Source organism: Hyphomonadaceae bacterium ML37 (genome assembly GCA_027627685.1).
In the GTDB taxonomy this organism is placed as follows: Bacteria; Pseudomonadota; Alphaproteobacteria; order Caulobacterales; family Maricaulaceae; genus Oceanicaulis.
Genome location: CP091241.1, coordinates 1,382,933 through 1,405,897, shown reverse-complemented (window position 1 = coordinate 1,405,897; position 22,965 = coordinate 1,382,933). Strand labels below are relative to the sequence as shown.

Here is a 22,965-nt window from a genome sequence, read left to right as displayed (position 1 = left end):
GAACATGCATGAAGAGGGCCATTCATCTGCGCGGTCATGTGCAGCGGTGTCTGCAGGACGCGTATCACCCGCCGCGCCGCCGACGCGGATCATAACCTGCCGGCGGGGTCCACGTCTCCAGAAAGGCTTCCAACGCCGGATCGGCGGGCGGCACGTCGATGATCAGGCGGATGATCTGGTCGCCGCGCTTGCCGTCCGGCCCCGGCGCGCCCTTGCCGCGCAGGCGCAAGAGCGCCCCCGAAGTGGACCCTGCCGGCACGCGCACTTCCACCACGCCGTCCACCGTGGGCGCGCGCACAGCGCCGCCGAGGACCGCTTCCTTCAGGCTGATGGGCAGGTCAACGCGGATGTCGCGCCCCTCGCGCTGGAACATCGCGTGGGGGCGGATGCGCACCGTGATCAGGGCGTCGCCCGCTGGTCCGCCCTGGGGCGACGGCGCGCCCTGCCCGCGCAGGCGCAGCACCTGGCCGTCCTCCACGCCCGCAGGCACGCTGATCTCGATGGCGCGCCCGCCCTGAAAGCTCACGCGCTTCTTGGCGCCCAGCACCGATTCTTCAAAGCTGACATTGATCTCGCCGCGCATGTCCGGACCCGGACCGCCACGCCGCGCGCCGCCGGGGCCTGCGGCCGCCGTGCGGGCGCGCTCGGCGAACAAATCAGAGAACAGGTCGGAAATGTCTTCAAACCGGCCCGAGGGCCCGCGCTGTCCGGGGGGCGCATCGGGGTTGGAGCGGTAGTGGAAGGGCGCGCGCTCGCGGCCCTCGGCATCGATCTCGCCCCGGTCGAACTTGGCGCGGGTCTCGGCGTTGGACAGAAGCTTGAAGGCGCGCGTGACCTCCTTGAAGCGCTCTTCCGATTTGGCGTCATCGGGACGCGCATCCGGGTGCAGCTCCTTGGCCAGCGTGCGATAGGCGCGCCGGATTTCGTCGGCCGAAGCCGATTTGGGCACACCAAGAATCGCATAGGGGTCACGCATCACGGTTCAGCCTGTAGCAGGACTGCACTGTCCTTGCGAGCAGAGTGCACGGCAATTGGGCACGCCGCGCGCGCGCCACAAGGCGGACACGATCACCCCAGCAGCTTGCGGTTCAGGATCTCGTTGACGACCTGGGGATTGGCCTTGCCGCCCGTGGCTTTCATCACCTGACCGACGAACCAGCCCAGCGTCTGCGGCTTGGTTTTCACCTTCTCGGCCTGCTCAGGGTTCGCCGCGATCAGCTCATCCACCACCTTTTCAATCGCGCCGGTGTCGGTGACCTGTTTCAGGCCGCGCGATTCCACGATTGTCTCGGGATCGCCGCCTTCGGCCCAGACGATCTCGAACACGTCCTTGGCGATCTTGCCGGAGATGACGTTGGAGGTGATCAGGCTGACAAGCCCCGCCAGCTGGGCCGGGCTCACCGGGCTTTCGGTGATGCCAAGGCCTTCCTTGTTCAGACGCCCGAACAGCTCGTTATTGACCCAGTTGGCTGACAGCTTGGCGTCCGCGCCCTCGATCACGGCCTCGAAATAATCGGCCCGGTCCTTGTCGGCGGCCAGCACCGAGGCGTCGTATTCGCTCAGGCCCAGCACCTCGACGAAGCGCTTGCGCTTGTCGGCGGGCAGTTCGGGCAGATTGGCCTTGATGTCCGCGATCCACGCCGCGTCCAGCACCAGCGGGGTCAGGTCAGGATCGGGGAAATAGCGGTAGTCATGCGCCTCTTCTTTCGAGCGCATGGAGCGGGTCACGCCGGTATTGGCGTCGAACAGGCGGGTCTGCTGGATGATCTTGCCGCCCTCTTCCAGAATGTCGATCTGGCGGCGCGCCTCATACTCGATGGCCTGCATGATGAAGCGCAGCGAGTTGACGTTCTTGATCTCGCAGCGCGTGCCCAGATGCTTGAAATCCCCGCTGGCGGCGAATTTCTCGTACTGGCCGGGCCTGCACACCGACACGTTCACGTCGGCGCGCATCTGGCCCTTTTCCATGTCGCCGCCGCAGGTGTCGAGATAGCGCAGGATCGTGCGCAGTGTGCGCACATAGGCCGCCGCATCGCCGGGCGAGCGCACATGCGGGCGCGAGACGATCTCCATCAGCGCCACGCCGGAGCGGTTGAGGTCCACATAGGTGGCGGTGGGGTCGAGATCATGGATCGACTTGCCCGCGTCCTGTTCGAGATGCAGGCGCTCGATCCCAACAGTGAAGCGCGAGCCGTCATCGCGCTCGCACTCGATCTCGCCCTCGCCCACGATGGGGTGCGCGAACTGGCTGATCTGATAGCCCTGGGGCAGGTCAGGATAGAAGTAATTCTTCCGGTCAAAGCGCGAAAACGCGTTGATCTGCGCATTCAGGCCCAGCCCCGTGCGCACCGCCTGCTCGACGCAGAATTTGTTGAGGACCGGCAGCATGCCCGGCATGCCCGCATCCACGAGGCTGACCTGCGTATTGGGCTCGGACCCGAACTCGGTGGAGGCGCCGGAGAACAGCTTGGAGCGGCTCTTGACCTGGGCGTGGACCTCCAGGCCCACGACAATCTCCCACTCGCCCGTGGCGCCGGGCAGAACATAGCGATGGTCGTCAGCGTCAAGCGGCATGGCGGCAAGGCTTCCTGATCAGGGGGTGGTGCAGTTGCATCCCTGTTTCGGCCCGCCACGCCCCGCCGTCAAGCGCGCGGTGTGCGACACCCGCCCCCTCACCTTTGCGGCGTGGCAGGGCCGTAGGCGAACCAGTCCAACTGGATGAGGTCCAGCACCAGCACGGCGACGATCACCAGCCATATCCCGGCGGTGATCACCGTGGTCAGCCAAAGCTTGGCGCGGATCTGCGGGTCGACCGGCGCGCCAGGGTCGGAGCCGGGCACGATGTCGCCATCCTCATACTGGCCACGGATCTGGCGCGGCAGCACGGTAAAGAACACCATCCACCAGGCGCACAGAAACACCACCAGGCCCGACACCATCCCGATATTGGGCGAGGCGATGAAGGCCAGCGCGATCCACATCACGGCGGCGGCGATCACCAGAGCCTGGCTGAGGCGCTGACGCGTCATCAATGGCCGCCGCCAGCATAGAGCGCCGGGTCCTGCATCAGCTCGATCAGCACGCCGCCGGTGTCTTTTGGATGGACGAAGATCACCGGCACGCCGTGTGCGCCGATATAGGGCTCGCCCGTGCCCAGCACCGTGGCGCCGCGCATGCGCATGGCGTCGCGGGCGGCGATGATGTCAGGCACTTCAAAACACATATGGTGCTGGCCGCCCTTGGGGTTCTTCTCTAGGAATTTGCGGATCGCGCTCCCCTCGCCCAGTGGCTCGATCAGTTCGATCTGCATGTTGGGCACGCTCACAAACACCACCCGCACGCCCAGATGCGGAAAGTCTTTGGGCGCGGTGGCGTCGGTTGCGCCGTAAAGCTCGGCATAGACACGCGCCGCCGCTTCAACGTCCGGCGTGGCGACGCCCACATGGTTGAGCCGTCCCAGTTTCATCCCCGCCTCCCTCAGCCGGCCATCACGATGGCGTCCACCGCCGGCTTCTTGCCCCAGATGCGCGCGGCCTCGCGGCGCACGGCCTGACGCAGAACTTCCTCCACGGCGGCCTCGTCGCGGCGCTCGCGCTTGCCCATGCGCTTGAAGGCGGCCTCGGCCGCGTCCGCCAGATCGTCCAGCAGCGCATCAAGATCATAGCCTGTGTTGTCCGGCACGCCCATGGCGCGCAGATCGAGCCCGTTCTGAAGCGCGCCGTCGCGCAATATGGCGGCCACGGTGATGTGGCCGGCGACGGACAGCTTGCGGCGCTCGCGCATGGCCTCATGGCCGTCACTGATGATGAAATTGCCATCCACATAGAGCCGCCCCGCCGGCGCCTCGTCGACGATGCGGGCGCCCTGGCGGTCAATGCGGATCACCGCGCCGTTGAACGGCTCCAGAGAATGGGGCACGCCCAGCGTCTTGGCGTAGGCGGCGTGCTCTTTCAAATGGCGCAGCTCGCCATGGACCGGGATGGCCACATTGGGCCGGGCCCAGGCGTACATCTGGGCCAGCTCGTCGCGGCACGGGTGCCCGGAGACGTGGATATGCCGGTCGCGCTCGGTGATGAGATTGACGCCGCGCCCTGCCAGCCGGTTCATCAGCTCGAAAATCCCGCGTTCATTGCCCGGAATGATGCGCGAGGAAAAGATCACGCAGTCGCCCTGGCCCAGCGTCACATTGCGGTGGGCGCCTTCGGCAATGCGCGACAGCGCGGCACGCGGCTCGCCCTGGGACCCGGTGCACAGATAGAGGATTTTGTTGGCGGGGAAGTAGGCCGCCTCCTCCTCGTCGATGAAGTCCTGATACTGAGCCAGCAGCCCCACCGACTTGGCCGCGCCGGTGATGCGGTGCATGGACCGGCCGACGAGGCAGACCCGGCGGCCATTGGCTTCGGCGGCGTGAATGGCGGTGTCCAGGCGCGCCACGTTGGACGCGAAGGCCGCAATGGCGACCTTGCCTTTCTGCTCGCCCACCAGCTTGACCAGATTGTCGCGCACGCCCGCTTCGGAGCCGGATTCGCCCAGCGTGAAGACATTGGTGCTGTCGCACACCATGGCCATCACGCCTTCGCGCCCGACAGCCTCCAGCGCGGAGATGTCGGTGCTGGCGCCGATCACCGGATCGGGATCGATCTTCCAGTCGCCGGTATGCAGGATCAGGCCGGCAGGGGTGCGGATAATCAGCCCGTTGGGTTCGGGGATGGAGTGGGTGAGCGTGACGAGCTGCAAATCAAACGGGCCGATTTCAAAGCGGCTGCTCATGCCGACCACGTGCAGTTCGGCTTCGCCCAGAATGCCATGCTCAGCCAGGCGGTCGCGCATCAGATAGGCGGTGAAGGGCGTGGCGTAGATCGGGCAGCGCAGGCGGCGCCACAAATGGGCGACGGCGCCCATATGGTCCTCGTGGGCGTGAGTGAGCACGATGGCTTTGAGTTGATGGGCGCGCTCTTCGATGAAGCGGATATCGGGCATGATGATGTCGATGCCCGGCGTGGACAGGTCGCCGAAGGTCACGCCGCAATCGACGATGATCCATTCGCGGTCCTCTTCCGGCCCGTAGCCGTAGAGATTGAGATTCATCCCGATCTCGCCCGAGCCGCCCAGCGGCACGAAATACACGGCGTCGCCGGTGTTGGTTTTAGATTGTTTGGTCACTGAGTAACTTTCTCAAGGCGCATTGCGCCGCCACACTTCGAGCAATCCGCGGATGGTCACATCCGGGTCGAAGTGATCAATGGTTTCAGCCGCGCCCTCGAACAATGAGGCGACGCCGCCGGTTGCGATGACCGTCATCTCCTGGCCGAGCTCGGCTTTCAGCCGTCGCACCAGCCCGTCGATGAGGTCGATATATCCCCAGAAGACGCCCGACTGCATGGCGCCCACAGTGTCCTTGCCCAGCACCTGGGGCGGCCGCTCGATGGCGATGCGCGGCAGGCGCGCAGCGGCCTGGTGCAGGGCCTGCATGGACAGATTAATGCCCGGCGAGATGATCCCGCCTTCAAAATTGCCCTCCGCCGAGACCACGTCGAACGTGGTGGCGGTGCCGGAATCCGCGATGATCAGCGCGCCGGGATACTTCACCCGGCAGCCCAGCGCGTTCACCAGCCGGTCCGCGCCGGCGTCCTGGGGCCGTTGGAGGTTCACCCCCACGCCCAGATCGACCCCTGGATCGCCCACCACCACCGGCTCGGTTCCGATATAGCGCCGGGCCAGGTTGCGCAGGTTAAACAGCGATTGAGGCACCACGGTGGAGATGACGCAGGCTTTCAAATCCTTCAGCGCCAGCCCTTGCAGCTGCAGCAGCTGATTGAGCCAGACCGCGTATTCATCTGCGGTGCGGCCCGAATGGGTCGCTGTGCGCCACTGGGCGCGCCAGTCGGTCCCGTCATGAACCGCGAACAGAGTGTTGGTGTTCCCGCAATCAATGGCCAGCAGCATGTCAGGCTCCGTCAGGGCGCGCCGGCGCCGGGGAAGAACACGTCTCCCGCCGAGATAAGCCGTCTCGCCCCATCCTTCAAATCAAGGCGCAGTGACCCGTCTTCGGCCAGGTCTGCAAACACGCCTTCCACCGTCTCGCCATCCAGGCGCGCCGTGCAGCGCTCGCCCAGCCCATGAGCGCGCGACAGCCAGGCCGCACGCAGCGGCGCAAACCCGTCCGCCGCCCAGCGCTGGCGCCAGTGTTCAAACCGCGCGGCGAGCACATCCAGCGCCGCCTCCGGCGCCAGCTGGGCGCCATGGACGGTGAAATCGGTGGCGGGGCGCTCGCTATCATCGGGATGAAGGGCCAGATTGACCCCGATCCCTACGGCCAGCCAGAGCCCGCCAGCCGGATGGGCGCCGCTTTCCAGCAATATGCCCGCTGCCTTACGCCCGCCGATCAGAAGATCATTGGGCCATTTCAACTTCACCAGCGCCGGATCGATCACGCTGGCGGCGAGATCACCCACAGCCAGAGCTGCGGCGAAGGAGAGCTGGGCGGCACGGGCCGGGCCGGATTCCAGCCGGTAAAGCCCGGTGCAGAACAGATTGCCCGATGCGCTGGTCCAGGCCCGTCCGCGCCGGCCGCGCCCGGCGGTCTGGACGCGCGTCATGATCCAGACAGGCCCCGCCTCTCCGGCGAGCGCGCGGCGCTTGGCCTCCTCGTTGGTGGAATCCAGCTGGTCGAAAACCTCGATGCGCAAACCCGGGCCGCTCGCGCTTATGAGGACACGCTGATCGCTGTGGCCAGCACAATGCCCGCCACCGGCACCAGCGCCACCGTGGCCAGCGCGGCCGCCCGGCTGATGAAGGCGACGCCCGCCGGCGCCGGTTCGAACACGCCCACAGGCTCGTCAAACCAGATCACCTTCACCACGCGCAGATAGTACGCAATGGACACGGCCGAGAAGACCAGGCCGATCACCATCAGCCACCACAGCCCCGCCTCGGCGGCGGCGTAGAAGACGAAGAGCTTGCCGAAGAAGCCGACCAGGAAGGGCATGCCGCCGATGGAGAACATCAGCGCCGTCATCGACCAGCCCAGCGAGGGGTGACTTTTGGCCAGACCCTTGAGGTCGTCGACCTGCTCGACCATGCCCTCGGCGCGGCGCATGGACAGGATGACCGCAAACGCGCCCAGCACACCCACCACATAGAGCGTCATGTAGAACAGCACCGCCCACAGGCCCAGCGCGGTCCCGGCGGCCAGGCCCACCAGCGCGTAGCCCATATTGCCGATGGAGGAATACCCCATCAGGCGCTTGATATTGGACTGCATGAGCGCGCCCAGCGCGCCCACGCCCATGGACAGGACAGCCAGTACCACGATGATCTGGCGCCACTCATCGGTCATCGCGGCGAACGGCTCGTAGAGCACGCGCGCGATCAGGATCATGGCCGCGAGCTTGGGCGCAGTGGCGAAGAAAGCGGCCACCGGCGTCGGCGCGCCCTCATACACGTCCGGCGTCCACATGTGGAAGGGCGCGGCGGAGATCTTGAACGCCAGGCCCGAGACCAGGAAGACCAGGCCGAACAGCAAGCCGATCTTGGCGCCGTCTTCGCCCGCCGCCGAGGCGATGGCGTCAAACCCGGTGGCGCCGGCGAAGCCGTAGATCAGCGAGGCGCCGTACAGCAAGAGGCCGGACGACAGCGCGCCCAGCATGAAATATTTCAGGCCCGCTTCCGAGGCGCGCAGCGAATCCCGGTTGAAGGCCGCCAGGATGTACAGCGCCAGCGATTGGAGCTCGATGCCCAGATAGAGCGTGATAAGATCATTGGACGACACCATCACCGACATGCCGGTCACCGCCAGCAGGGCCAGCACCGGGTATTCGAATTTGGCCAGGCGCTCGGTCTCGAGATATTTCGAGGCCAGCACCAGCGCGCCGGCCGAGGCGAGATAGATCACCGTCTTGGCGTAGAGCGTGAAATCATCCAGCTTGAACGCGCCGTGGAAGGCGGTTCCCCCATCCTGTCCCGCCAGCCAGACCGCCGCCCCGGCGCACGCCACCAGCAGCGCGATGGACAGGCGCATGATCAGGCGCGCGGCGGCTTCCTCGCCCTTCCAGAACACGCCCAGCAGCAACAGCGCCATCGCGCCGATGGCGAGCATCAGCTCGGGCGTCAGCAGGCGCAGATCGGTCAGGAGCATCTCGACAGTCATGATCAGCCTTCGGACGGAGCCAGATCCGCCGCCTCCTGGGTCAGCGCGGACTGGTATTGGTCGATGAGCTGGTTCACCGAGGCGCGGGTGACATCGGTGACCGGCGTGGTGAAGAAGCCCAGCCAGATCACCCCGACGCCCAGGACGCCCAGATTGATCCATTCGCGCATATTGAGGTCCTGCGCGGCTTCAAGCTTGGGATTGGTCATCTCGCCGAACGCCACCTTCTTGTAGAGGGTCAGCATGTAGACTGCCGAGAAGATGACCCCCAGCGCCGCGCCGGCCGCCCAGATGGGCGCCACCATGAAGGCGCCGGTCATGGTCATCAGCTCGCCGACAAAGCCCGACGTGCCTGGCAGGCCCACATTGGCCATGGCGAACAGGGCAAAGAAGGCGGCGAACACCGGCATCTTGTGCACCAGCCCGCCATAGAAGGCGATGTCGCGGGTGTGGAAGCGGTCATAGATGACGCCGACGATCAGGAAGAGTGCGCCGGAGATCAGCCCGTGGGAAATCATCTGGAAGATGGCGCCCTGCACCCCGATCTCGTTCATCGAAAATATGCCCAGCGTCACAAAGCCCATATGCGCCACCGACGAGTAGGCGATCAGCTTCTTGATGTCGGTCTGCCGGAACGCGATCAGCGAGGTGTAGACGATGGCGATGATCGACAGCACGAACACCAGGGGCGCAAAGAAGGCGCTGGCGTCGGGGAACATGGGCAGTGAGAAGCGCAGGAAGCCGTAGCCGCCGAGCTTCAGCAAAATGCCCGCCAGGATCACCGAGCCGGCCGTGGGCGCTTGAACGTGCGCATCCGGCAGCCAGGTGTGCACCGGCCACATGGGCATCTTCACCGCAAAGCTGGCGAAGAAGGCCAGCCATAGCCAGGTCTGGATGTCGCGGGCGAACGGATGGGTCAGCAGGACCTCGATATCGGTGGTGCCCGCCGCGATGAACATCATGATCATCGCGCCCAGCATCAGCACCGAGCCGAAGAAGGTGTAGAGGAAGAATTTGAACGCCGCGTAGATGCGCTCGGCCCCGCCCCACACCCCGATGATCAGGAACATCGGGATCAGCGAGCCTTCGAAGAAGATGTAGAACAGCACCAGATCCAGCGCGCAGAACACGCCGGTGATCAGCGTCTGCAGGATCAGGAAGGCGGCCATGTAATCGGCCACGCGCCGCTCGATCTTCCAGCTGGCCAGGATGCAGATCGGCATCAGGAAGGCGGTCAGCAGGACGAACAGCACCGACAATCCGTCCACGCCCATCTTGTAACTGATGCCCACTTCAGTGAGCCAGGGAATGGTCTCGACGAACTGGAAGCCGGCCTGGGCGGTGTCGAACTCCACCACCAGCAGAACCGACAGGGCGAAGACGAACAGGGTGACGAACAGCGCCACGCCGCGCGCATTGCGCTCCAGCAGCGCCTGGTCCTCGGCGCGCATCAGGGCGCGCAGGATCAGGATCGCCACCGCGCCGACGGCGGGCAGGAAGGTGATCGCAGACAGGATAGGAAGCTGGCCGAGCATGATCGTTACACCCCCACCCCGGCGATGAGCCAGAGGCACAGCCCCACGACCCCGATCAGCATCACGAAGGCGTAGTGATACAGATACCCGCTCTGCCAGCTGGCGATGCGCCGCGCGCCGGCCATCACCGTGGCGGCCACGCCATTGGGGCCCAGCCCGTCAATGATACGCTTGTCGCCGCCCTTCCAGAACAGATCGCCCAGCCAGCGCGTGGAGCGCACGAACACGACGTCGTAGATCTCGTCGAAATACCATTTGTTCAGAAGGAAGCTGTGCAGCGGGCCGCGATTGGCCGCGATCTTGCCGGGCAGCTCGGGCTTGAGCATGTAGAAATATACCGCCGCCAGGAAGCCGGTCAGCGTCACCGCCACCGGCGCAACCAGCACCCAGGCCGGCGGATGATGGCCTGTGGCGTCCGGACCGTAATTGCCCTCGGCATAGGGTCCGGGCGGCAGCGAGCCGGCCCAGAAATCCATGGCGCCGCTTTTCACGAAGTCGGACACGAACACGCCGCCCGCGAACACCGCGCCAATGGCCAGCAGGATCAGCGGGATCAGCATGACCCAACCGCTTTCATGGGCGTGCTTGAGTGTTTCAGGATCGCCGCGGTGCTTGCCGTGGAAGGTCATGAAAATCAGGCGCCAGGAATAGAAGGAGGTCAGGCCAGCGGCCAGGATCGCGATCCAAAAGGCCAGGAGGCCGAACGGCACGCCGTCCATGCCCGCCATGAAGGCTTCCTCGATGATCATGTCCTTGGAGAAGAAGCCGGCGAAGCCCAGCCCGACAAAAGGAATGCCCACGCCGGTCAGAGCCAGCGTGCCGATGATCATCAGGATCCAGGTGGCCGGCAGCAGCTTGTAGATGCCGCCCATATTGCGCATGTCCTGCTCGTCATGCAGGCCGTGGATCACCGAGCCGGCGCCCAGGAACAAAAGCGCCTTGAAGAAGGCGTGGGTGAACAGGTGGAACATGGCCGCCGAATAGAGGCCGAGGCCTGCGGCGAAGAACATGTAGCCCAGCTGCGAGCAGGTCGAATACGCGATCACCCGCTTGATGTCGTTCTGCGCGAGGCCCACCGTCGCGGCGAAGATTGCCGTCACCGCGCCGATCACCGTGATGATGGCCGAGGTGGCGTCGGCGAGCTCGTAGATGGGATAAGACCGGCAGACCAGGAACACGCCCGCCGTCACCATGGTGGCGGCGTGGATCAGCGCAGAAACCGGCGTCGGGCCTTCCATCGCGTCGGGCAGCCAGACATGCAGGAAGAACTGCGCCGACTTGCCCATGGCGCCCACGAACAGGAGGAAGGCGATCAGCTCCAGCGCGGCGAAATTCATCCCGAACACGGTCAGCACCGTGTCGGCGTGATCGCCCACGGCGGCGAACACATCGTCAAACTTCAGCGTGCCGAACACCGCGAAGATCGCCGCGATGCCCAGCACCAGTCCGAAATCGCCCACGCGGTTGGTGACAAACGCCTTGATCGCCGCGTCATTGGCCGACTTCTTCTTGTACCAGAAGCCGATCAGCAGATAGGACGCCAGGCCCACGCCCTCCCAGCCAAAGAAGAGCTGGATGAAATTGTCTGCCGTAACCAGCGCCAGCATGGCGAAGGTGAACAGCGACAGATAGGCGAAGAAGCGCGCCCGGTGCGGATCATGGGACATGTAGCCCCACGAATAGACGTGCACCAGCGAGGACACTAACGTGATCACCACCAGCATGACCGCCGACAGCGTGTCGAGGCGGATCGCCCAGGCGATCTCGAACGAGCCCACGGCCATCCAGGTGGCCAGCTCGTAGGTGCGCGCATTGCCGCCCAGCGCCACGTCGACGAACAGCCAGGCCGAGCCCAGCGCCGCGGCGATGGTGGCGCCGGTGGTCACCAGCTGGGCCGCGCGGTCACCGATCTGCCGCTGGAACAATCCGGCGATGATGGCGGCGATGAGGGGGGCGAAGACGACGATAAATGCCATGGCGCGCGTCAGCCCTTCATCATGCTGGCGCCGTCAACCGCGATATCACCGTGATTGCGGAAGAAGACCACGAGGATGGCGAGGCCGACGGCCGCCTCTGCGGCGGCGACGGTGAGGATGAACATGGCGAAGACCTGACCGGCCAGATCGCCCATGTACGACGAGAAGGCCACCAGATTGATGTTGACCGACAAGAGGATAAGCTCGATCGACATCAAAAGGATGATGACGTTCTTGCGGTTGGCGAAAATCCCGAACACCCCGATGGTGAGGATCATCGCCGACAGGGCGAGATAATGGCCAAGCGTAATGTCGATCATCAGCCGATCCCCTCGCCGCTTTTCACATCGATGACGTCCACCGCTTCGGCGCGGGTGCGATTGACCTGGCGATGCATGTCCTGACGCTTGACGCCCTCGCGGTGGCGCAGGGTCAGCACGATGGCGCCCATCATCGCCACCAGCAGGACGAGGCCGGCGAGCTGGAAGAACAGGACGTAGCGGTCATAGATCAGCGCGCCCAGCGCCGCGATATTGTGGGTGTCGTCGGGCGTGGGCGCCTGGAAATATGCGCTGGCGCCGTCCGCATCGACCCAGGCGAAGCCCACCAGCGCCAGCTGCGCGGCCAGCACGATGGCGATCAGCCCGCCCAGCGGCAGATAGCTCGCCGACGCGGCTTTCAGCGTGGCGAAATCGATGTCGAGCATCATCACCACGAACAGGAACAGCACCGCCACCGCGCCGACATAGACGATGAGCAGGATCATCGCGAGGAACTCCGCGCCCAGCAGCACGAACAGCGCGGCGGCGGAAAAGAACGTGACGATCAGGAACAGCACCGCGCGCACAGGATTGCGCGACGTCACCACCATGAAGGCCGAGATCACCCCGGTGGCGGCCAGAATGTAGAATGCGGCGGCTGCCAGCATGGAAAACGCCCCCTTTGGCGTGCGGCGAGGCAGGGGCCTCGCCGGTCGGGATCGTCAGGCGGAGCCGGGCAGATTCGCCGGTCCGGAAATGAGATTGCGCAGCGTCATAACGCTAGCGGTAGCGCGCGTCGAGTTCGAGGTTCCGTGCGATCTCACGTTCCCAACGGTCGCCATTGTCCAGGAGCTTGGCCTTGTCGTAATACAGCTCCTCGCGGGTCTCGGCGGCGAATTCGAAATTCGGCCCCTCCACGATGGCGTCCACCGGGCAGGCCTCGGCGCAGAAGCCGCAATAGATGCATTTGACCATGTCGATGTCGTAGCGCGTGGTGCGCCGCGAGCCGTCCTCGCGCGGTTCGGCTTCGATGGTGATGGCCTGGGCCGGACACACCGCCTCGCACAGCTTGCACGCGATGCAGCGCTCTTCGCCATTGGGATAGCGGCGCAGCGCATGCTGGCCGCGGAAGCGCGGGCTGAGGCGCCCCTTCTCGAAGGGGTAGTTGATGGTCGGCTTCTTGCGGAAGAAATACTTCATGCCGAGGCCGAACGCCCCCCAGAAGTCCAGGAGGGCCGCGCCGCGCAGGGTTTGTGCAATCCGGCTCATGGGTGTCCTAACCAGCGTTCGAGTAAACGACGAACCCGCCCATCACGGCCACGGCCGCGAGCGAGGTGGGCAGGAAGATTTTCCAGCCCAGGCGCATCAGCTGGTCGTAGCGGTAACGCGGGACGAGAGCTTTCACCATGGCGAACATGAAGAAGCAGAGCACCACCTTGATCGCGAACCAGAACACCGGATGGATCCAGGTGAAGGGCGCGATGTCGAAGGGGGCATGCCAGCCGCCCAGGAACAACACCGTCATCAGCGCGCACATCAGCACGATGTTGAGGTATTCCCCGATCATGAACAGCAGGTAGGGCGTGGAGGAATACTCCACCTGATAGCCCGCCACGAGTTCGGATTCCGCTTCCGGCAGGTCAAAGGGCGGCCGATTGGTCTCGGCCAGCGCCGAGATGAAGAAGATCACGAACATCGGGATGGTGATCAGGAAGGCCGGCAGCGGGAGCATGCCCGCCGACAAGACATGCCAGTTCCAGAAGCCCCCGGCCTGGGCATTCACCACGTCTGTGAGGTTCATCGACCCCACCATCAACAACACCGTGACCAGCACAAAGCCGATGGAAACCTCGTAGGACACCATCTGCGCGGCGGACCGCAGCGAGCCGAGGAAGGGATATTTGGAGTTCGACGCCCAGCCGCCGATAATGATCCCGTACACGCCCAGCGACGAGATCGCGAACACGTACAAAATGCCCACATTGAGGTCGGAGATGACCCAGCCGGGCGCCACCGGGATCACCGCCCAGGTCACGAAGGCGTAGACGAAGGTCAGCAGCGGCGCGAGCAGGAACAGCGCCCGGTCGGCGCCCGCCGGCACGATGATTTCCTTCAGCACGAACTTGATGAAGTCGGCGAAGGACTGCAGCAGGCCGAACGCGCCCACCGTGTTGGGACCCTTGCGCATCTGCACCGCCGCCCAGACCTTGCGGTCCATCAAGAGCAGGAAGGCCAGCGAAAGCAGCAGCACGACCACGAAGCCCATGATCTGGCCGATCGACAGGACAGCCCCCCAGAACGGGCCGTGTTCTGTGACAAACTCGTTCATCAGCCCCTACTCCGCCGCCTGCAGCCGGACGCGCGCATCAGCCGCCATGGCCGAACATTCGCCCATGGTTTTCGATGACCGCGCGATGGCGTTGGTCAGGTAATAATCCTTGATCGGGCTGGCGAAAGCCTCGTTCGACACCTCGCCCGCCTCGCCCAGCGTGGTCGGATCGAAATCCGCCGCGCCATCGGCGCCCGGGGCATAGTCGATCTGGCCGAACACCGGATTGGCCTCGATCAGCGCTGCGCGCAGGGCGTTGAGATCGTCATAGGGCAGCGTCTTGCCCAGACGCGCCGACAGCGCGCGGAAGATCGCCCAGTCCTCTTTGGCCTCGCCCTTGGGGAACACCGCGCGCAGCGCCAGCTGGGCGCGCCCCTCGGTGTTCACATAGAGGCCCGGCTTCTCGGTATAGGCCGCGCCCGGCAGGATCAGATCGGCGCGCATGGCGCCCGCATCGCCGTGATGGCCCACATAGATGACGAAGGCCTTGCCCAGCCGGTCCATGTCCAGCTCATCGGCGCCCAGCAGCACCAGCGTATCCATCTCGCCCTTGCCCGCGGCGTCCAGCATGGCGTGCGTATCGCGCCCGCCCTCGCCCGGCAGGAAGCCGAGATCGAGCGCGCCAACACGGCTCGCTGCCGTGTGCAGCACGTTGAAGCCGTTCCAGTCTGCGCTCACTGCGCCCACGGCCTTGGCGAGCGCGCCGGCCGCGCGCAGCACCTGGGCCCCATCAGGCCGCGCCAGCGCGCCCATGCCCAGAATGATCATCGGGCGCTTGGCGTCCTTGAGGGTCTGGATGAAGCCCGAGCGCTTTTTGGCGAGCCCCGCCAGCACATCGGGGCCAGCGCCCAGATGCTCGTAGGGATAGGTCAGGTCGCCCGCCTCGCCGATCACCGCGATCTGGCAGTCGGCATTGAGCCAGCGCTGGCGGATGCGCGCATTGAGCACCGGCGCCTCAAGGCGCGGATTTGCGCCCACGATCAGGATGGCGTCGGCCTGGTCGATCCCGGCGATGGTGGAATTGAACAGGTAGGACTGGCGCGGCGCAGATCCATCGCGCGCGCCGAGCTTCGCCCCGTCCTGGCGGCAGTCGATGGACGCCACGCCGAGCGCGTCGAACAAATCCTTGGCCGCCTTCAGGCCCTCGACCTCATTGAGATCGCCTGCAATGGCGCCGATGCGCGCCGGGTCGCCGGAGAGTTTCTCGGCAGCCATGGCCAGCGCTTCATCCCAGGCAATCGGGACCAGCCGGCCATCCTTGCGCGCATAAGGGCGGTCGAGGCGCTGGCGGCCGAGCCCGTCCCACACAAAGCGGGTCTTGTCGCCGATCCACTCCTCGTTCACGTCGTCATGGATGCGCGGCAGGATGCGCAGCACGCCGCCCGAGCGGCTATCCACGCGGATATTGGCGCCCAGCGCGTCCATCACGTCGATGGTCTCGGTCTTGGTCAGTTCCCAGGGGCGCGCATTGAAGGCGTATGGCTTGGAGGTCAGCGCGCCCACCGGGCACAGATCAATGACATTGCCCGACAGCTCCGACGTCATGGACTGCTCGAGATAGGTGGTGATCTCCATGTCCTCGCCGCGCCCGGTGGCGCCCAGCTCGGGCACCCCCGCAATCTCGGTGGAGAAGCGCACACAGCGCGTGCACTGGATGCAGCGGGTCATGATCGTCTTGATCAGCGGGCCCATATACTTGTCTTCCACCGCGCGCTTGTTTTCCGCATAGCGCGAGCCCGAGCGGCCATAGGCCATGGACTGGTCCTGCAGGTCGCACTCGCCGCCCTGATCGCAGATCGGGCAGTCCAGCGGGTGGTTGATGAGCAGGAACTCCATCACCCCTTCGCGCGCCTTCTTCACCATGGGCGAGAGCGTGCGCATGGCCGGCGGCTCGCCATTGGGCCCGCCGCGCATGTCGCGCACCAGAAACGCGCACGACGCCACCGGCTTGGGCGCGCCCACCAGCTCCACCAGGCACATCCGGCAATTGCCCGCCACCGACAGGCGCTCGTGATAGCAGAAGCGCGGAATCTCCCCGCCCGCCGCCTCGACCGCCTGAAGCAGGTTGTAATCCTGCGGAACGGAGATTTCCTCGCCGTCGATGAGGATGGTGCGAAGGGTGTCAGTCATTGTTTGATCCGGTTCTCTTCAGGGCAGGCCAGTCGATAAAGGCGAGCACCCAGAGCAGTACCAGGTTCGCCACCGGTATGATCGCCAGCAGGCCCAACGCTCCGGGCAGTCCGGTCCGCGAGATGATCCGCCAGCATGGAAATACGACCAGTGCCCCAACGAGGAGCAGTGCAACGATCACCATGCCATCGATAGAAGCGCCCATAATGTTCCCCTACTTCGCCGCCACCGGCACAAACACCGGCTTGCCGGCGCGGTAATTATTGATGCGGTCTTCAATCTCGTGGCGGAAGTGGCGGATCAGGCCCTGGACCGGCCAGGCCGCAGCATCGCCCAGCGCGCAGATCGTGTGGCCTTCCACCTGGCTGGCCACGTCCAGCAGGCCGTCAATCTCGGCCATTTCCGCTTCGCCGCGCGCCATGCGTTCGAGCACGCGCCACATCCAGCCGGTGCCCTCACGGCACGGCGTGCACTGGCCGCAGCTTTCATGCTTGTAGAAATAGCTGATGCGCGCGATGGCCTTCACCACGTCGGTGGAGTTGTCCATGACGATGACCGCCGCCGTGCCCAGGCCCGACTTGTGCTCGCGCAGGGCGTCGAAATCCATCAGCACGTCGTCGCAAATATCCTTGGGCAGAAGCGGCACGGACGAGCCGCCCGGGATAACGGCTTTCAGATTGTCCCAGCCGCCGCGCACGCCGCCGGCATACTGGTCGATCAGGGTGCGCAGCGGGATGCTCATCGCCTCTTCGATATTGCACGGCGCGTTCACATGCCCGGAGATGGAGAAGACCTTGGTGCCGGCATTGCCGTCACGTCCGAAGCCGGAAAACCAGTCGGCGCCCCGGCGCAGAATGGTCGGGACCACGGCGATGGATTCCACATTGTTGACCGTGGTCGGGCAACCATAGAGGCCGGCGCCTGCCGGGAATGGGGGTTTGAGGCGCGGCTGGCCCTTCTTGCCTTCCAGGCTTTCCAGCAGCGCCGTCTCCTCGCCGCAGATATAGGCGCCGGCGCCGTGATGGACGTAGAGCTCGAAATCCCAGCCGTGGATATTGCCCGGGCCGATGAGCTTGGCCTCATAGGCCTCGGCGATGGCCGCCTCCAGGCGCTCGCGCTCCAGCACGTATTCGCCGCGGATATAGATGTAGCAGGCATGGGCCTGCATCGCGAAAGACGCGATGAGGCAGCCCTCGACGAGGTGATGGGGGTCGTTGCGCATCATCTCGCGGTCCTTGCACGTGCCCGGCTCGGACTCGTCGGCATTGACCACCAGATAATGCGGGCGCGCGCCCACGTCTTTGGGCATGAAGGACCATTTCAGACCGGTGGGGAAGCCCGCCCCGCCGCGTCCGCGCAGGCCCGATTTCTTGACCTGATCAATGATCCAGTCGCGGCCCTCTTGAAGAATGTCCGCCGTGCCATTCCAGCATCCGCGCTGGCGCGCCGCCTCCAGGCGCCAGTCATGGCGGCCATAGAGATTGGTGAAGATGCGGTCCTTGTCCTGAAGAAGCATGATCTATTCGTCCTTCTTCGCAGCGGGCTTTTTGGCGGCAGGCTTTTTCGCAGCGGGCTTGGCCGCAGCCGTCTTGGCGCCGGCGAGCTTTCTGGCCGGCTGCTTCTTCGCCGCTGGCGCCTCTGACTCCGCCTTGGCGTCAGCCGCCGTCTGGCGGTCTTTCTGCGGCGCTTGGACTGCCGCCTTGGCGCTGCCGGCTGCACCCGACGCCGGCTTGCTCTTGCGGTCGCCATCGGGTTTGGCCGCCGCGCGGGCAGAGTGCGGCAGCGTGATCGATTTCGCGCGCGAGCCGTCAAACAGGCTGGCGTCCTCGAGCACCTTCACCTTGGCCTTGGTCGGCTCCGAACAGTGACGGCGCGTCACCGGGCCGCTCTCCACCGTTTTGCCAGCGGCCAGATCGTCCAGAATGCCTTCCAGAGCCTCCGGCGTCAGGTCTTCGTAATAATAATCCCCGTCCGCGTTGGAAATCTGAACCATGGGCGCATTGGTGCAGGCGCCCAGACACTCCACCTCTTCCCAGGAAAACTTCCCGTCGGCGGACAGGTGGCCCCGGCCCTTGGGACCGATGCGCTTTTCGCACACGGCTTTCAGCCCGTCCGCCCCGCGCAGCCAGCACGGCGTGGTGCCGCACACCTGGATCAGGTGCTGGCCCACGGGCTCCAAATTGAACATGGTGTAGAAGGTCGCGACCTCATAAACGCGGATATAGGGCATGGCGCAGCGCGCCGCGATCTCGCGCATGGCGGGCTCTGACACCCAGCCATCCTGCTTCTGGGCGATCCAAAGGAGCGGGATCACCGCCGAGGCTTTGCGCTCTTCAGGGTATTTCTTCATCCAGAACGCGATCTTGGCTTCGCTGTCTTCGTTGAAGGCAAAGCTCTCGGGCTGGATTTTGGCCAGGCGGCGCACGCTCATCGGGGCGACCCTTCCTTGATGAAGTCCACGCGCGCGATCAGGCCGCCGCGCACGGTGTAAATGACGACAAGATCGACGGGCGCGCTCTTGCCCGGTCCGTCCAGCCAGACGCGCTCGTGATCGATGACGCGCTCGCCAATGACGGCGCGGTGCACCGCAATGGCGTGCAGGCCCTCGCTCTTGAAGCGCTCCACATAGCGGGCGCGGAACGCATCACGGCCCTGAACCACCAGCACGCCGGGGAAGTCATAGACCTCCACATCCGGCGCAAAGCAGGCGGCGAAGGCGTCCAGATCGCGCGCGTTATACGCGGCCAGCTGACGCTCGGCCAGAACAGCCGGGCTCAGCGCAGCCTGAGCGAGGGCGTGGGCGGCGAGCATCAATTGTCACCCCCGCTGAACACGGCGGCGAGCTCATCCTTGAGGACGACCAGGCGCACCGCGCCTTGGGCCGCGCACCAGGCGTGGCCCAGCGCGATGGCGCCGCGCACGCCCCCGATCGTATCGTCATGGCTGAAGTCCTGACGGCCCAGCGGCGCCGAAATCGCATTGCGCATGACGCCGGACTCATCACGGCGCAGCGTGTGCCGGTACAGCTCCGCATCGACGGCCAGATCATCGGCGGCGCCCAGCGCCATCACGGTGCAGGTCCGGCACAGCGTTTCGCCTTCAACCTCGCCTTCACCCTCACGGCAATCCATCGGGAAATTGGCCACATAATGCGGGCGCTCGAGCGGCGGGAAGGCGTTGAGCACAGCGTCATGCTCATGGGCGCGCTCTTCGCTCGCCCCGGTGCAGGCGGCAAGCGCCAGAAGGCCGGACAGGATGAGAAAACGGCGCATCACCGGTCAATCTCCCCGAACACGATGTCCAGAGAGCCCAGGATCGCCGACACGTCAGCCAGCATGTGACCCTTGTTGAGGTGATCCATAGCGGCCAGGTGGGCAAAGCCGGGCGCGCGGATCTTCACCCGGTAGGGCTTGTTGGTGCCATCGGCGATCAGATAGACGCCGAACTCGCCCTTGGGCGCCTCAACGGCGGCGTAGCAATGGCCCTCGGGCACATGGACGCCTTCGGTGTAGAGCTTGAAGTGATGGATCAGCGCTTCCATGGAGCGCTTCATCTCGGCCCGGCGCGGCGGCGCGAACTTGGTGTCAGTGGGCAGCACCTCGCCCTGGTTCTCCGGTTTGGAGAGCCATTCGCAGCACTGGCGCATGATCTTGGTCGACTCATACATCTCCTCCACGCGGCAGAGATACCGGTCGTAATTGTCGCCGTTCTTGCCCACGGGAATTTTGAAGTCGAGCTCGTCATAGACCTCATAGGGCTGGGCGCGGCGCAGATCCCACGCCATGCCTGAGCCGCGCACCATGACGCCGGAAAAGCCCCAGGCCAGCGCATCGTCTTTGGACACCACGCCGATATCGACATTGCGCGCCTTGAAGATGCGGTTATCGGTCAGCAGGGTCTCAATATCAGCCAGCGCCTGGGGGAAGGCGTCACACCAGGTCAGAATGTCGTCGATCAGCGCTTGGGGCAGGTCCTGATGCACGCCGCCCGGACGGAAGTAATGAGCGTGCAGGCGCGCGCCGGACGCGCGCTCGTAAAAGCCCATCAGCTTCTCGCGCTCTTCAAACCCCCACAGCGGCGGAGTGAGCGCGCCCACGTCCAGCGCCTGGGTGGTGATGTTGAGCAAATGGTTGAGGATGCGGCCGATTTCGCAATACAGCACCCGCACGTAGGAGCCGCGCTTGGGGACCGGAATATCCGCCAGCTTCTCGATGGCCAGGCAGAAGGCATGCTCCTGGTTCATCGGGGCGACGTAATCGAGCCGGTCAAAATAGCCGATGCCCTGAAGATAAGTCTTGTGCTCCAGCAGCTTCTCGGTGCCGCGATGAAGCAGGCCGATATGGGGATCGACGCGCTCGACCACCTCGCCATTGAGCTCCAGCACCAGGCGCAGCACGCCGTGGGCCGCCGGGTGAACGGGCCCGAAATTGATGGTGAAATTGCGGATGTCCGTTTCAGCCATCCGACATCTCCCCGGCAGCCTGGCCGTCCGCCTCGATCACGCTGCGGTCGGCGCGGCATTGCGCAAGCGCGCCGCCCACCCGCGCCTGCACGGCGCCGAGACCCTGGGACATGATGAGCTGGGCGCTGGTGAGCGCCGCGTCCGCCACGGCCAGATTGCGCAGGTCTGTGGCGCGCTGGGGCGTGTCGGCGAACAAGGCGAGGCGCGCATCCCAGAAGTCCAGATCACCCGTCAAGGATTCCAGGCTCTCTTCGGGCGCCAGCGTAGCGATGTTGCGGCCGCCACGATCGGTCAGAAACGCGAACTGACCGGCGCAGCCTTGTGCGTGCGCGATGTCATACACAGGCTCTTCAGCACCCTGCACGGCGACAAGCGCCAGCATCGAGATGACGACGTCAATCATGATTTTGCCCCGGCTTTTTCATCGCCGGGCAGGACGTATTGCGCGCCTTCCCAGGGCGAGAGGAAATCGAAATCGCGGTATTCCTGGACGAGCGAGACCGGCTCGGACACCACCCGCTTCTGCTCCTCGTCATATACGACCTGAGTGAAGCCGGTCAGCGGGAAGTCCTTGCGCAGCGGATGGCCGTGGAAGCCGTAATCAGTGAGGATGCGGCGCAAGTCGGGATGGTTGTTGAACAACACGCCATACATGTCGAACGCCTCGCGCTCGAACCAGTTGGCGGCGGGGAAGATGGCCACCAGCGAATCCACCGGCGTATCCTCGTCCGTGGTCAGCACCACGCGCACCCGGTGGTTATGGTGCATCGAGAGTAGGTGATAGACCACGTCGAACCGGTCGGCGCGCGCCGGCCAGTCCACGCCGCAGATATCGACCAGCGTGGTGAAGCGGCACGTCGCGTCATCGCGCAGGAAGCGCATCACCTTGGCGACGCGGTCGCGGTGAATGCTGACGGTCAGTTCGCCGCACGCGATCTCCCAGCCGCGCACATGCTCCTCGAGCGCCGCCTCGATATGCTCGGCCAGTTCGTTCAGCGTCTCGGTCGTGCTCACCACACCCTCGTTCAGGCCGGGCCGCGTGCCGGTCTCAAGCGCCTAGCGCTCGATCGACCCTTCGCGGCGGATTTTCTTCTGCAGTTGCAGGATGCCGTACACCAGCGCCTCGGCGGTGGGCGGGCAGCCGGGCACATAGATGTCCACCGGTACAATCCGGTCACATCCGCGCACCACGGAATACGAATAATGGTAGTACCCGCCGCCGTTTGCACACGATCCCATGGAGATGACGTAGCGCGGCTCGGGCATCTGGTCGTAGACCTTGCGCAGGGCCGGGGCCATCTTGTTGGTGAGCGTGCCCGCCACGATCATCACGTCGGACTGGCGCGGAGATCCGCGCGGCGCGGCGCCCAGGCGCTCGATGTCGTAGCGCGGCATGGACGCCTGCATCATCTCCACCGCGCAGCACGCCAGCCCGAACGTCATCCACATCAACGAGCCGGTGCGCGCCCAGGTGATCAGATCATCCGCGGCCGCGACGATGAAGCCCTTGTCGGCCAGCTGGTCGCTGACGCCGTCAAAGAACGGGTCGTGCTTCTGAGGGTCATAGCCGGGGGTCGCGGCGCGCGCGCCGGCTCCGGCCGGGGTGATGATCTGCGACATGGCCCTACTCCCAGTCCAGGGCGCCCTTGCGCCACTCGTACAGGAACCCGACCGTCAGGACGCCCAGGAACGCGATCATTGACCAGAACGCGAATATGTTCCCCTCGAACACCGGGAAGATCCACGGGAACAGGAAGGCCACCTCCAGATCGAAGATGATGAACAGAATGGCCACCAAATAGAATCGCACGTCGAATTTCATGCGCGCATCGTCGAATGCGTTGAAGCCGCATTCATAGGTCGACACCTTTTCCGGGTCGGGATCCGACGGCGCCAATACGAAGGCGGCCAGAATGAACGCGATGCCGAGCGCGGCCGCGATCCCTGTGAAAATAGCGATGGGCAGGTATTCCAAGAGCAGCGCGTTCATCCGCGACGCATCCCTTGCAGCGAAGGTTATGATCCGGGTTCCGGCCCGGCGCGCCAGCCCGGTCTCGATCGCGGCGGAAGCTAGTGCGGTGCGCCATGGGCCGCAAGACGAAACCACCGCTACGCACGGGTCAT

25 protein-coding genes are annotated in these 22,965 nt (G+C 65.1%); all 25 read right to left on the bottom strand.

Going from position 1 to position 22,965, the window contains the following annotated elements; all coding sequences use genetic code 11:
- Window positions 1–64: 64 nt before the first annotated feature.
- The 25 genes from L2D01_06925 to L2D01_06805 all read right to left on the bottom strand — a co-directional run bounded on the left by L2D01_06925 (window position 65) and on the right by L2D01_06805 (window position 22,831).
- Entirely contained in the window at window positions 65–976 is a 912-nt protein-coding gene (locus L2D01_06925) for a DnaJ domain-containing protein (protein WBQ11508.1), read from the bottom strand.
- A gap of 92 nt (window positions 977–1,068) precedes the next feature.
- The gene (gatB, locus tag L2D01_06920) at window positions 1,069–2,574 is read right to left on the bottom strand and encodes an Asp-tRNA(Asn)/Glu-tRNA(Gln) amidotransferase subunit GatB (protein WBQ11507.1); all 1,506 of its coding nucleotides are present in this window, start codon (window positions 2,572–2,574) and stop codon (window positions 1,069–1,071) included.
- A gap of 98 nt (window positions 2,575–2,672) precedes the next feature.
- A complete protein-coding gene (locus tag L2D01_06915; GenBank protein ID WBQ11506.1) occupies window positions 2,673–3,029 on the bottom strand; it encodes a DUF1467 family protein in 357 nt (118 codons plus the stop codon).
- A complete protein-coding gene (gene mce / locus L2D01_06910; GenBank protein ID WBQ11505.1) occupies window positions 3,029–3,466 on the bottom strand; it encodes a methylmalonyl-CoA epimerase in 438 nt (145 codons plus the stop codon). The genes L2D01_06915 and mce overlap by 1 nt, the downstream gene beginning before the upstream one ends.
- Window positions 3,467–3,477: 11 nt before the next feature.
- The gene (locus L2D01_06905; GenBank protein ID WBQ11504.1) at window positions 3,478–5,163 is read right to left on the bottom strand and encodes a ribonuclease J; all 1,686 of its coding nucleotides are present in this window, start codon (window positions 5,161–5,163) and stop codon (window positions 3,478–3,480) included.
- A 12-nt stretch (window positions 5,164–5,175) separates the two neighbouring features.
- Window positions 5,176–5,946 carry a type III pantothenate kinase gene (locus L2D01_06900; GenBank protein WBQ11503.1) on the bottom strand — a complete coding sequence of 257 codons (771 nt, stop codon included), beginning with the start codon at window positions 5,944–5,946 and terminating at the stop codon, window positions 5,176–5,178.
- Between the two features lie 11 nt (window positions 5,947–5,957).
- Entirely contained in the window at window positions 5,958–6,689 is a 732-nt protein-coding gene (locus tag L2D01_06895) for a biotin--[acetyl-CoA-carboxylase] ligase (protein ID WBQ11502.1), read from the bottom strand.
- Window positions 6,690–6,706: 17 nt separating this feature from the next.
- Window positions 6,707–8,149, bottom strand: coding sequence for an NADH-quinone oxidoreductase subunit NuoN (gene nuoN / locus L2D01_06890; GenBank protein WBQ11501.1), 1,443 nt, complete (start codon window positions 8,147–8,149; stop codon window positions 6,707–6,709).
- Window positions 8,150–8,151: 2 nt separating this feature from the next.
- Window positions 8,152–9,684, bottom strand: coding sequence for an NADH-quinone oxidoreductase subunit M (locus tag L2D01_06885; GenBank protein ID WBQ11500.1), 1,533 nt, complete (start codon window positions 9,682–9,684; stop codon window positions 8,152–8,154).
- 5 nt (window positions 9,685–9,689) lie between these two features.
- The gene (nuoL, locus tag L2D01_06880) at window positions 9,690–11,660 is read right to left on the bottom strand and encodes an NADH-quinone oxidoreductase subunit L (protein WBQ11499.1); all 1,971 of its coding nucleotides are present in this window, start codon (window positions 11,658–11,660) and stop codon (window positions 9,690–9,692) included.
- Window positions 11,661–11,668: 8 nt separating this feature from the next.
- Entirely contained in the window at window positions 11,669–11,980 is a 312-nt protein-coding gene (gene nuoK / locus L2D01_06875; GenBank protein WBQ11498.1) for an NADH-quinone oxidoreductase subunit NuoK, read from the bottom strand.
- Window positions 11,980–12,588 carry an NADH-quinone oxidoreductase subunit J gene (locus tag L2D01_06870; GenBank protein ID WBQ11497.1) on the bottom strand — a complete coding sequence of 203 codons (609 nt, stop codon included), beginning with the start codon at window positions 12,586–12,588 and terminating at the stop codon, window positions 11,980–11,982. Before L2D01_06870 ends, nuoK begins: the two co-directional genes overlap by 1 nt.
- A gap of 112 nt (window positions 12,589–12,700) precedes the next feature.
- Complete coding sequence (gene nuoI, locus L2D01_06865) at window positions 12,701–13,189, bottom strand: NADH-quinone oxidoreductase subunit NuoI (protein ID WBQ11496.1); 489 nt, start codon at window positions 13,187–13,189, stop codon at window positions 12,701–12,703.
- 7 nt (window positions 13,190–13,196) lie between these two features.
- Window positions 13,197–14,249 (bottom strand): NADH-quinone oxidoreductase subunit NuoH, encoded by a 1,053-nt coding sequence (nuoH, locus tag L2D01_06860; protein ID WBQ11495.1) that lies wholly within the window; start codon window positions 14,247–14,249, stop codon window positions 13,197–13,199.
- Window positions 14,250–14,255: 6 nt separating this feature from the next.
- The gene (gene nuoG / locus L2D01_06855) at window positions 14,256–16,379 is read right to left on the bottom strand and encodes an NADH-quinone oxidoreductase subunit NuoG (protein ID WBQ11494.1); all 2,124 of its coding nucleotides are present in this window, start codon (window positions 16,377–16,379) and stop codon (window positions 14,256–14,258) included.
- A complete protein-coding gene (locus tag L2D01_06850; protein ID WBQ11493.1) occupies window positions 16,372–16,584 on the bottom strand; it encodes a hypothetical protein in 213 nt (70 codons plus the stop codon). The genes nuoG and L2D01_06850 overlap by 8 nt, the downstream gene beginning before the upstream one ends.
- Before the next feature lie 9 nt (window positions 16,585–16,593).
- On the bottom strand, window positions 16,594–17,895 hold the full coding sequence (gene nuoF, locus L2D01_06845; protein ID WBQ11492.1) for an NADH-quinone oxidoreductase subunit NuoF: 1,302 nt from the start codon (window positions 17,893–17,895) through the stop codon (window positions 16,594–16,596).
- A gap of 3 nt (window positions 17,896–17,898) precedes the next feature.
- On the bottom strand, window positions 17,899–18,810 hold the full coding sequence (gene nuoE / locus L2D01_06840) for an NADH-quinone oxidoreductase subunit NuoE (GenBank protein ID WBQ11491.1): 912 nt from the start codon (window positions 18,808–18,810) through the stop codon (window positions 17,899–17,901).
- Entirely contained in the window at window positions 18,807–19,190 is a 384-nt protein-coding gene (locus L2D01_06835; protein ID WBQ11490.1) for a nuclear transport factor 2 family protein, read from the bottom strand. Before L2D01_06835 ends, nuoE begins: the two co-directional genes overlap by 4 nt.
- Window positions 19,190–19,651 (bottom strand): hypothetical protein, encoded by a 462-nt coding sequence (locus tag L2D01_06830; protein WBQ11489.1) that lies wholly within the window; start codon window positions 19,649–19,651, stop codon window positions 19,190–19,192. The genes L2D01_06835 and L2D01_06830 overlap by 1 nt, the downstream gene beginning before the upstream one ends.
- Window positions 19,651–20,841: an NADH-quinone oxidoreductase subunit D gene (locus L2D01_06825; GenBank protein WBQ11488.1), complete on the bottom strand. Its 1,191-nt coding sequence runs from the start codon at window positions 20,839–20,841 to the stop codon at window positions 19,651–19,653. The genes L2D01_06830 and L2D01_06825 overlap by 1 nt, the downstream gene beginning before the upstream one ends.
- Window positions 20,834–21,244 carry a hypothetical protein gene (locus tag L2D01_06820; GenBank protein WBQ11487.1) on the bottom strand — a complete coding sequence of 137 codons (411 nt, stop codon included), beginning with the start codon at window positions 21,242–21,244 and terminating at the stop codon, window positions 20,834–20,836. Before L2D01_06820 ends, L2D01_06825 begins: the two co-directional genes overlap by 8 nt.
- Entirely contained in the window at window positions 21,241–21,855 is a 615-nt protein-coding gene (locus L2D01_06815) for an NADH-quinone oxidoreductase subunit C (protein WBQ11486.1), read from the bottom strand. Before L2D01_06815 ends, L2D01_06820 begins: the two co-directional genes overlap by 4 nt.
- Before the next feature lie 42 nt (window positions 21,856–21,897).
- The gene (locus L2D01_06810) at window positions 21,898–22,461 is read right to left on the bottom strand and encodes an NADH-quinone oxidoreductase subunit B (protein WBQ11485.1); all 564 of its coding nucleotides are present in this window, start codon (window positions 22,459–22,461) and stop codon (window positions 21,898–21,900) included.
- Window positions 22,462–22,465: 4 nt separating this feature from the next.
- Window positions 22,466–22,831, bottom strand: a complete 366-nt coding sequence (locus L2D01_06805; GenBank protein WBQ11484.1) for an NADH-quinone oxidoreductase subunit A — start codon at window positions 22,829–22,831, stop codon at window positions 22,466–22,468.
- Between the last annotated feature and the right edge of the window lie 134 nt (window positions 22,832–22,965).